5 protein-coding genes are annotated in these 3,591 nt (G+C 42.2%); 1 reads left to right on the forward strand and 4 read right to left on the reverse strand.

Features of this window, described 5'->3' with window-relative positions:
• Positions 1-158: 158 nt before the first annotated feature.
• A complete protein-coding gene (locus B0H50_RS10110; protein WP_109587655.1) occupies positions 159-1,115 on the reverse strand; it encodes a glycosyltransferase 87 family protein in 957 nt (318 codons plus the stop codon).
• Positions 1,116-1,194: 79 nt separating this feature from the next.
• Here B0H50_RS10110 and B0H50_RS10115 point away from each other — a divergent pair, with 79 nt between their 5' ends.
• Positions 1,195-1,551: a hypothetical protein gene (locus tag B0H50_RS10115; RefSeq protein ID WP_109587656.1), complete on the forward strand. Its 357-nt coding sequence runs from the start codon at positions 1,195-1,197 to the stop codon at positions 1,549-1,551.
• Between the two features lie 117 nt (positions 1,552-1,668).
• Here B0H50_RS10115 and B0H50_RS10120 read toward each other — a convergent pair whose 3' ends face one another.
• From B0H50_RS10120 to B0H50_RS10130, 3 genes are all read right to left on the reverse strand, one after another.
• Entirely contained in the window at positions 1,669-2,028 is a 360-nt protein-coding gene (locus B0H50_RS10120; RefSeq protein ID WP_109587657.1) for a hypothetical protein, read from the reverse strand.
• Positions 2,029-2,364: 336 nt separating this feature from the next.
• Positions 2,365-2,985: an RpnC/YadD family protein gene (locus tag B0H50_RS13680; protein ID WP_233244738.1), complete on the reverse strand. Its 621-nt coding sequence runs from the start codon at positions 2,983-2,985 to the stop codon at positions 2,365-2,367.
• A gap of 27 nt (positions 2,986-3,012) precedes the next feature.
• A partial coding sequence (locus tag B0H50_RS10130; RefSeq protein WP_146193731.1) for a transposase occupies positions 3,013-3,591 on the reverse strand: 579 nt, incomplete at its 5' end.

Here is a 3,591-nt window from a genome sequence, read left to right on the forward strand (position 1 = left end):
AAGGCGAATAAGTCGCAAGGAAATGCGGCAAAAGCTGCGCTAAAAATAAAGCCATCAAAATCAACTTCGCTTTTTGCGAAGCTAAAAAATAACCGCGATCAAATAATGTGAGAGCAAAAAGGAAAAGTAACGGCCAAAGCAAAATAAAATCATTAGTATTATAATAACTGACAATCGGGAAGCAGAGTAAAACCGGCGAAATGCGAATAAGTATCGATGGAATTTTTCGAAACAAAAAAACACAGAGAACCGCAAAGAATCACGCAAAACGCCGCCCAAATAAAACGCCCCGAAGGCCCGATTAAATGAACTAATTTTCTAGAAAAGACATAACAGTCTTGCCCATTCAAATACGGCTCGCCCATTTTAAAAATTTGCAGAACCAAATCAATGGGGGACTCGTGAAAAATAAATGCGGGCCATAACGTTGCCAACGAACAAATACCCACAACAATCGCAATGCTTTTGAATTTGTGCGAAAACAAAAGCGGGAAAATAAAAAGCGCACCGATTTGCGGTTTAATCATTAAAACAGCCCAAGCGAGCCCGAGAAGAATTTGACGATTGCGCTGCATCGCTTGGCAAAAGACAAACATGGCGACAAGTAAAAGCGGGCTATAATTCAATAAATCAATTACCCGAAAGAAAGGGTCAAAAATGCTCATCGCAAGAATTTCCCAGAAAATAATGCGGTCTAAAATTCCAGGCGGAGCCCACTTGGACAAATACCGCAAAAAGAAAAAGAAAATCGCTAAATAGGAAAAAAAGAAAATTCCTGCACAAACAATTTTCGGAAAATAAGGATACCACCAAAAAAATGTGAAATGCCACGGTGGATAGTAATGCACTTTTTCTTCTTTTCCGTTGCAGTTTGATTTCATATCGGGGCGATACCAACCGCAATATTTTTCATGTTCGATTTCGTGATTCCAAACATAAAACGGATTGATGCCTTCGTGCGCCAAACTCACTTCGTTATAACGCATTTGAAGATCAGTAAAATCAAAAGTAATCGAAGAAAGTTTGGGTGGCAACATTCCATAAAGACAAATTCCAAGCAACACCGCAAAGATGATTTTCCAAGATTTCCAGTTAATTGTCGAAGAATGCGCCATTCAAAATCCTAAAAAAAATTGAGTAAAAAATTCCCTTATTTTGCGTGGAAAATTATAAACTTCCCGAGAACTTGTAAAGATGACCAAAAATGCTGGAACCTACGTAAAGTTGCAAGATGCGTATATTTCGGAAACGAGCGATTCCATTGGTAGCTGGAAGGCTATCGGTTATCAAATGAATAACTCTTCTGTGTTCACATATGACGGATCAGAAAATAATACTGTACTCCTTACTGCCGGAATGCAAAACGCTTGGGTTGCAAAAAGCAATGTTGCTTTGAACGATTGCGCAAAAGGCAAGAAGTGGACGCTTAATGTAATAGCGAACGAAACAACAGGTGGTTCTGCAGTTTATACAGCAGTCATCGAAGATGGATCTAACTGCCGTCAGCTCACCCCGAGCTTTGAAAAGTTGACTACTAAGACTAGCGATTAATCTAACTTTTCACAAGTTACACAATACGCGCCCGAAGTTTCGGGAGCGTATTTGCATTTAAAACAAAAAATCCTAGCCCCGAAAGGCTAGGATTTAAGCTTTTAACGCAAAGGGTAATTACTTACCAATCTTGTCAAAGGACGGGGTCAAAGCAGTGCAACCTGCGTCGCCCTGATCTCCGCCAACTTTTGCGGTAAAGATTGCGTCACCAGCAGCTGCGTTTCCACTAGACGCGGCAGCCTTTTTCATAGCAATAGTCCATTTGCTTTTAGCCCCGCAGTCATTTAACTGAACATTATTTTCTGCAGTCCAACCAATTTTGTCTTGTTCAGGTAAGTCCGCTTTAGCTTCAACACCATCGGTATAAGAGAAATTGGTTGTTTTAGATGAAGTCGCAGTGACATTGCCCGGGCCCTTGTAACCGATCAAAGCCCAAGTACCGATGCTACCATCTTCCGAGATGTAGGCTTGTTGCAACTTTACGTAGGTTGAGATGATTTTGGTTAAAAATGAGGATTTTAAGAATGGAATTTTGCTATTAAAATTCGTCCGCTAAATTTCTAAAAATGCGATTTTGCGCTCAAAATTTGCCTCAAAATTTCGCATTTCCCTGCGCGGCTTCGCCGCCATTATTTCAATTGTGCATTGGCTAATAATGCATAATTGATAATGAACAATTAACAATTATAAAGTTAGGCAGCTTCGCTGCTATTTATAACAAGCGCGCCAAAGGCGCGCCTAATTCTCAATTGTTAATTATGCATATATATCATCAATTCCTCATAAAAAAGAACCGCTTTCGCGGTTCTTTTTTTACAAGGCTTTGATTTCGTCGATTGAGAGACCTGTGACTTTTGCAATGGTCTTAATCGGAATTCCCTCTTTCAAGAAGCCTTTGGCGAGGGAAAGTTTTTCTTGCAGAATGCCCTTGGAAAGTCCTTCCGCTTTGCCTTTTCCTAAAGCCGTTTTTGTAGCTTCAGCGAGCCTTTGGCGAAAGACATCGCCGGCGCTGACGAAACCGTACTTTTGTCCAATGCTTACGAATGCCACGTTCAACTCCTCAAGGACTTTATCGTCCAAGAACTCCTTTAAATATAATGAAATTTTTTCCAAAAGGTTTTTAGCCTCAGCGGGCGGCAACTTTTGAAAGCGACCTTTAAATTGCAACAATGCCTCTCGCAATTTTTTGCTGTTAAACGCATATTTCATCGCGGTTACACCCATCGCCGTTGCGACGTCTTCACATTTCAAACAATCATCGTCCGAAATCATTTTCATGTCGATGAAATGGCATTGAAAAGGCAACACAGGCTTAAAAAAGTAATCGGAATAATTTTTACGCAAAAGTTTAAACGGGTCCCACGGACCTTTGCCGTTGTAAAAAATGAAAGCCCGCGTCGGCATTACGTCAACCAAATCGTTCTGCAATTTCATCACTTTATTTAGTTGACCCTTAAAAAGTCACTTCGCGAGCGCAAGATAAGGACGTTCGCATTTTTTGTTCATTCCGTTCCACAGAAGGCAAAAAAAGTATAGCCATTCCAACAGGACAAAAAAGCGCCTCATGGCCCTCTTGAAGTTGAACGCCGCTGCTGCAAGCTTTGCATTGAGCATGTCGCCAAAGATTCCCTTGTAGAAGTTGCGACCCATGCGGTGGTCGCTCTTCAAGTGACCATTGATTGGTTCGATGCCAGCCCTCTTGCAAAAAAGCTTGTGAGCCTTTTCCTTCTGGTAGTAAGTCGCGTTTTTCTTCGGGACGTCCGGTATCACGATCTTTGTCGTTCCGGATTCCTTTTGTCCGCGGTAGCCTCGGTCGCATGCGGCCCGGCTCGGCCTGAATCCAAGCATTTGTTCAACATGGTCAAGCGTATCGTCTATCGTATGTCCGTCATACTCGTCCCGGAACGCGACCGCGCCGACGATGAGGCCGTTGTAGCTCCGGGCAATTGACACCTTGTTGCCGAACTCGTATTTCTTGTGTTCCTTGCCCTTGCCGATGCATTTTACTTCGGGTTCGTGAAGCGAATAGACCTTGTCCTT

The sequence above is a fragment of the Hallerella porci genome (assembly GCF_003148885.1).
Lineage (GTDB): Bacteria > Fibrobacterota > Fibrobacteria > Fibrobacterales > Fibrobacteraceae > Hallerella > Hallerella porci.